General features: G+C 67.9%; 6 protein-coding genes. 1 reads left to right on the top strand and 5 read right to left on the bottom strand.

The window, feature by feature from the left end; genetic code table 11:
* The 5 genes from ABYB95_RS14800 to ABYB95_RS14780 form a co-directional block, all read right to left on the bottom strand.
* Positions 1-583: response regulator (locus ABYB95_RS14800; protein ID WP_372659337.1), on the bottom strand; the 583-nt coding region annotated here is incomplete at its 3' end.
* A gap of 78 nt (positions 584-661) precedes the next feature.
* Positions 662-1,984 (bottom strand): multifunctional CCA addition/repair protein, encoded by a 1,323-nt coding sequence (locus tag ABYB95_RS14795; RefSeq protein ID WP_372659336.1) that lies wholly within the window; start codon positions 1,982-1,984, stop codon positions 662-664.
* Between the two features lie 64 nt (positions 1,985-2,048).
* Entirely contained in the window at positions 2,049-2,738 is a 690-nt protein-coding gene (locus ABYB95_RS14790; protein ID WP_372659335.1) for a glutathione S-transferase family protein, read from the bottom strand.
* Positions 2,739-2,844: 106 nt separating this feature from the next.
* Positions 2,845-3,801 carry a complex I NDUFA9 subunit family protein gene (locus tag ABYB95_RS14785; RefSeq protein ID WP_372659334.1) on the bottom strand — a complete coding sequence of 319 codons (957 nt, stop codon included), beginning with the start codon at positions 3,799-3,801 and terminating at the stop codon, positions 2,845-2,847.
* A gap of 22 nt (positions 3,802-3,823) precedes the next feature.
* Positions 3,824-5,815, bottom strand: a complete 1,992-nt coding sequence (locus tag ABYB95_RS14780) for a transglycosylase SLT domain-containing protein (protein ID WP_372659333.1) — start codon at positions 5,813-5,815, stop codon at positions 3,824-3,826.
* Positions 5,816-5,824: 9 nt separating this feature from the next.
* Here ABYB95_RS14780 and ABYB95_RS14775 point away from each other — a divergent pair.
* A partial coding sequence (locus ABYB95_RS14775) for a 5-formyltetrahydrofolate cyclo-ligase (protein ID WP_372659332.1) occupies positions 5,825-6,311 on the top strand: 487 nt, incomplete at its 3' end.

Genomic DNA, 6,311 nt, shown 5'->3' with positions numbered 1-6,311 from the left:
GGCCGCTGACCGGCTTCACGATGCCGAGCACGGTCTTGAGCGTGGTGGACTTGCCCGACGCGTTGCCGCCGAGCAGGCAAACAATTTCCCCCTCGAAGATCTCGATGTTCACATCTTGCAGGATGTGGATGGGGCCGTAAAAGGTATTGACTTGGTCGAGGCGCAGCAGCGGTGTGCTGTCGCCCACCCGGGTGGCACTGGCCTGCCCAAAGGCGGGCAGGCTGGCGCGGCGCAGCATGGCCTGCAGGCGGGCTTGCAATTCGTCCCGGTTGAAGGGTTTGGTGAGGTAGTCGTCGGCCCCCGCATTGAGCCCGGCCACCCGGTCTTCCACGCCGTCGCGGGCGGTGAGAATCAGCACCGGCAGCGCGGGGTGGCGCAGGCGCAGGCTGCGCAACACCGACAGACCATCCACCTTGGGCAGGCCCAGGTCCAGCACCACGCCTTCAAAGTCGTCGTTGGCCAGTTGCTCCAGCGCCAAGGCCCCGTCTTCCGCCATGGCGACGCGGTGCCCGGCTTGTTGCAGCAAGCTGCCCAGCGCATCGCGCAGGAGTTCGTCGTCTTCCACTATCAGCAGGTAGGCCATGGGCAAATTATCCGGCCTTTCTCTTGGGCGTTGTCCCGCCCCGATTGGCGCAGGCCATTGCGCGTCGCGGTGCCGCGTTCAGTGGGCAGCGGGCGCTGGGGGCATAGCGGCTTGCACCGCGTCCACCCGGGCCCGGTGCACCGCACGCGCAATGCGTTCGCCGAGGTGGCGGTCGGGCGCGTCGCCTTCCGTTGCTGTTGCCGCCGTGTGGGGCTGGGCTGCGGTTGCGGCCACCGCTGCGGTGTCGATGGCGCTGGCGGCCTGCAGCACCGCGAGCAGATGCGGGCGTTGCGGGTAGGCGTTGTCTTCAAAGCCCAGGCGGCCACGCGCGTCGCATTCGCAGGCCAGCAAGGCCTCGGCAAAGCGCTCGGGGCGGCGCAATGCGTCGCAGCGTTCCAGCAGGCGCACCAGGGCCGCCGCGTTCAGCGTGGCGCTGCGGTGGATGTTGCCGTGTTCGCGCGCCACCACGTCGGCCAGCTCGCGGCTCTCGCGCGGCACGCGCCAGCGTTCGCACACGCCGCGCAACAGCCGGGCGCTGCGCTCTTCGTGGCCAATGTGGCGCGGCAAAACGTCCGCAGGCGTGGTGCCCTTGCCGAGGTCGTGGCACAGGCAGGCAAAGCGCACCGGCAACGTGGTGCCGAGCCGTGCACTCATGTCGAGCACCATCATCAGGTGCACGCCGGTGTCCACCTCGGGGTGGTATTCGGCGCGCTGCGGCACGCCCCAGAGCCGGTCCACCTCCGGCAATATGCGTTGCAGGGCACCGCATGCGCGCAGCACCTCGAACATGCGGCTGGGCCGCGATTCCATCAGGCCGCGCGCCAGCTCTTGCCACACGCGTTCGGGTACCAGGTGGTCCACCTCGCCCTGGGCCACCATGTCGCGCATCAAGGCCATGGTTTCGGGCGCCACCGAAAAACCGGGGAAGCGGGCGGCAAAACGCGCCAGCCGCAGGATGCGCACCGGGTCTTCGGCAAAGGCGGCGGTCACGTGGCGCAAGACCCCATCGGCCAGATCGCGCTGGCCGCCGTAGGGGTCGATCAGCTGCGCGCTGGCGACCTGGTCGGCCTGGCTGGCCGCCACCGCCATGGCGTTGATGGTGAGGTCGCGCCGCGCCAGATCGTCTTCGAGCGTGACGCCCGGCGCGGCGTGGAAGGCAAAGCCGTGGTAACCCGGGGCGGTCTTGCGCTCGGTGCGCGCCAGCGCATATTCCTCCCGGGTCTGCGGGTGCAGAAAAACGGGGAAATCGCGCCCCACCGGCAGATAACCTTGCTGCGCCATCTGTTCGGGCGTGGCACCCACCACCACCCAGTCGCGGTCCACATGCGAGGCGACCGACGTGCCCGCCGCTTGCGCCATCAGCGCATCGCGCACCGCGCCGCCCACGAGATAGATGTTCATGCCGCCGAGTTTAGGGCTTGGCGACCCGCGCAGAGAGGCCGCGACGCCGCGCGGGCGCAACCCCCTACCGACCCAGGCGGTAGGGTTCGTCGAAATCGATGAAGTCGTGCTCGGCCAGCGCCTCTTCGACCCAAGCTTTCACGCCCGGCAGCGCACACACGCTCTCCACGTACGCCGCCAGATCGGCTGGCAGTGGCAGGCCGTAGGTCTTGATGCGCATGCACACCGGCGCGAAATAGGCGTCTGCGATGCTGAAAGCGCCGAACAACAGGGCACCGGCTGGCTGCGCAGCGAGCAGTTCGCTCCACAGGCCGCCCAGGCGCGCCATGTCGGCGCGCACACCCGGCTTGTCGCGCCAGATCAAGCGGCCGATGTCGGGCAGCGAGGCTTCGATGTTCATGGGGCAATGGGTGCGCAGCGCCGTGAAGCCGCTGTGCATCTCGGCGCAGACGCTGCGCGCCCGGGCCCGGGCTTTCACATCTGCCGGCCACAGCTGCTTGTCGGGAAAGCGCTCGGCGAGGTACTCGGCGATCGCCAGCGTGTCCCAGATGGCAAAACCACCGTCCACCAGCACCGGCACCTTGCCCAGGGGGTTGACCTTGCGCAGTTCCTTTTTGAAGACCGAGTCGGCGTCGAACGAGTCGAACCGCACCATCACTTCTTCGAACGGGATGCCCGCCTGTTTCAGGAGCACCCATGGCCGCATGGACCAGGACGAGTAGTTCTTGTTGCCAATATAGAGTTGCAATGCCATGGGGTTTCTCCAGAAGGGAAGGCCATGCTATCCGCAGCCGCGCGCCCGATTGATGCTCAAACAAACGGGCATTGATTCGCTTGCGCAGGCCGGTTCGGTGCTGGTGTCAGCCCCGGCCCGCGCTTTTGCGCAAGCCCAGCAGGCCGCTGCGAACACCGGTGGCCCCCAGGTAGCCCGGGGCCACACTGCCCACCGACGCGGCGGCGATGCCCAGGGCCGACAGGTCGGGCCATTGCCCGCTGGCCACGTTGTCCACCGACATCGAATCCAGGTTGTCCCGGCTCATCATGGGCTGGCCCGGCGCGAGCTCCATGCACCAGGCCAGCGCACGGCCCAGCGCTGCGGGCAGGGGCAGCACCGGGCGCGGGTGTCCGCTGCAGCGCCCGGCCAGGCGCACCAGTTCGGCCAGGGTCAAGACCTGGGGCCCGACACATTCAAAAATCTCGGTCTGGGCGCGGGCCGGCGTGGTGCTGTGCCGCAGACTGGTTACCACCGCTTGCACCAGGTCTTGCACCCAGACCGGCTGGAACCGGGCCTGGGCACCGGCCAGGGGCACCACGGGCAAGGTGGCCTGCATGTCGGCGAACAGGTTGAGGAAATGGTCGCCCGCGCCAAACACCACGCTGGGCCGCAAGATGGTCAGGTCGAGCGGCCCCGGGTGCAGCGCCGCTTCTCCGGCGGCCTTGCTGCGCAGGTAGCGCGAGGGCGCATCCGGTGCCGCACCCAGGGCGCTGATGTGCACCACGCGCCGCACGCCGCTGGCCGCACAAGCCCGGGCCAGTTTGGCCGGCAGCTCGACGTGGGTGTGTGCAAACGCGGCCTGGCTGCCGTGCAGGATCGCAACCAGGTTGACCACGGCGTCGTGCCCGTGCAGCAGCTGGGTCAAGCGGGCTTCGTCGTGCACGTCGGCTTCGAGCACGGTGAGGCGCGGCAGGTGTTGCACCGCGCTGGCGTTGACGGCCCGCCGGGTGGGCACGGTGGTGTGCCAGCCCTGGCGGTACAAGTGTTCGCACAAGTGGCGTCCGACAAAGCCGGTACCACCGAGCACCAGGATTTTTTTCATGAGCGGTCTCTGGGGTTGGGGGTCAGGGCAGATCGGGGTTGATCTCGACCAGACCCGTTGGGCGCGGCCCGACCACACCCAGCCGCGCGCGCAGCGATTGCGGCTGGCCGGAAATGATGGCCGCGTAATTGGTGGTGTTGGCCAGCACCTGCTTGACGTAGTCGCGGGTTTCGTCAAACGGGATGTTTTCGGCCCAGATTTCGCCCGGCAGCATGGGGCCGTTGCGCCAACTGCGTGGGCGCCCCGGGCCAGCGTTGTAGGCCGCAGCCGCCATGGGCAGCGAACCCTGAAAGTCGTCGAGTGCCAGCTTGAGGTAGGCGGTGCCGATCACGATGTTGGTGTCGCTGTCGTTGATCTGGCCGGGTTTGAAATCGGTCAGGCCGATCTTGCGCGCGGTCCAGCGCGCGGTGGCCGGCATCACCTGCATCAGGCCCGACGCGCCCACGCCCGAACGGGCGTCGGTGACGAAGCGGCTTTCCTGGCGGATCAGGCCGTACACGTAGGCCGGGTCCAGGCCGATTTCTTTGGCGCGGGGCAGCACCGCGTTGCGCAGCGGCATGGGGAAGCGCTGGGCGTGGTCCTGGGCCAGTGCGGTGCGCTCGCTGGTGTTGATGCAGCGGTCCCAGATTTCGTTCTGGCAAGCCAGGCTGGCTGCGGCCAGCAGCTCGCGTTCGCCCATGCCGCCCGCGCTGTGCAGGGCCACGGTGTAGTGCCATTCGCGCACGCCTTCGCTGCGCAGACCCAGGCGCATGGCGGCCAGGGCGCGTTGCAGGCCGGGGTGGCGCTGGGCGTTTTCCAGCTCCAGCGGGGTGGGCGGCGTGGGTGCGGGCGGCACCGTGATCGGGCGACCGAGTTCTTCCAGCGCCAGTTGTTCGTAAAAGCCGCGCGCCGATGCAATGGATTCGTACAAGGCGCGGGCCTGGGCGGTGGCGGCTATCGCGTCGGGCTCTTTCAAGGCCTGCAAAGAGCGGCCACGCCAGTACACCCAGGTCGGCTCGCTGCGCTGCTCTTCGCTCATGGCGGCGATGGCGTCGCGCACATGGCCCCAGGCACCGGCGCGCATGCCGGCGCGCGCTTTCCAGGCCAGGTGGTCGTCGTGCATGAAACGGTCTTGCCCGTTGGCGAAATACACCAAGGCGTTGTCTTGCAGTTTTTGCGCCGCGCGTTTGCCAATCACGCCCCAGACCCAGCTGCGCTCTTCGGTGGTGAGCTGGGCTTTCCAGCGCGTGTGGTCCATCTCCAGCGCCGCCGCCGCCGGGTCGTTGGCCGCCAGCCGGATGATGGCCAGCGTGACCAGCTCCTTGGTGCGGGGCCGGATGGCGGTGATCTTTTCGTCCAGGTACTTGGCCGGGTCTTTGGCGATGTTGCTCACCAGTGGCACCCATTCCGGGTCCAGCATGGCCACGGCCTGGGTCACGGCTTTCTGGCGGTTGGCCTCCATGGCCAGGCGCGCGCGGTGCCAGGCCGCCGCCGCTGGCATGTGGCCGCTGTCCAGCAAGGCTTGCGCTGCGGTGGCGCAGCCGTCGTCGGCATCGCGCTGCGCGTACCACAGCTCTTTCACCTGGCGCGCCACCACATCGGCGGGCACGCGCTTGGCCGCAGCGTCCAGCATCAGCGCGTAACACTTGAGCTGGCGGTCGTCGTTCATGCGAAACAGCGGCAGCTCGGCTTCAAACGTGCCCCAGTCGCGGTTCTTGCCCAGTTGCAGCAGCCAGTCGTTGCGCAGCCGGTCTTCCCAGTAGCTGCCGGCGTAGCGGGCCAGGGTGTCGCGTATCGCCTGTGGGGTGGCGGTGTCCAGCCGGGGCCGCATTTCCCAGTAGGCCGCCAGCGGCTCCAGCACATGGCCGCGCACGCGCGGCAACAAGTTCGACAACTCGTCTTGTTTGCCGCGCCTGTAGGCCTCGCGCATCTCCAGCACGGTGGCGTCGGCGCTGCCTTGCGCCCAGGCAGCGCCCTGCAACAACAGCGCGGCCATAATGAGTTGAAGACACTGGTTCATGCTGACACGTTTCATGCTTCGATTATGGACAACAAAGACCCAACAAGCCCCCCGAACCCGCCAGCATCTCCGGCCAACACCGTGAAAGCGGCCTGGCGCAAGGTGCTGATCGACAAGCGCCAGGCGCTGGTCGACCGGGCCTGCCGCAACGACCTGCTGCAACGGGTCATGCGGGTGTGGCTGATCGAGCGTCCGGACGCGGTGATTGGCGCTTACTGGCCGATCAAAGGCGAGTTCGATCCCCTGCCGGCCTTGTTTCGCTGGCAGGAAGCCGGGTTGGAAGAAGATGCGCAAGGCGCGCAGCGGCACCGGCGCATCGGTTTGCCGGTGGTCAACAAGATCGACAAGACGCTCACCTTCTACACCTGGTACCCAGGTTGCCCGATGGAAGAAGACGCCTTTGGCATTCCCAAGCCCAAAGACACCGAGATCGTGCAGCCCTCGCTGATCTTCGTGCCTTGTGTGGGTTACGGGCCGGGCGGTTACCGCCTGGGCTATGGCGGCGGCTTTT

Source organism: Hydrogenophaga sp. (genome assembly GCF_041633695.1).
Lineage (GTDB): Bacteria > Pseudomonadota > Gammaproteobacteria > Burkholderiales > Burkholderiaceae_C > Hydrogenophaga.
The sequence above is the reverse complement of the archived record's forward strand: the minus strand, read 5'-3'. Positions and strand labels throughout refer to the sequence as shown.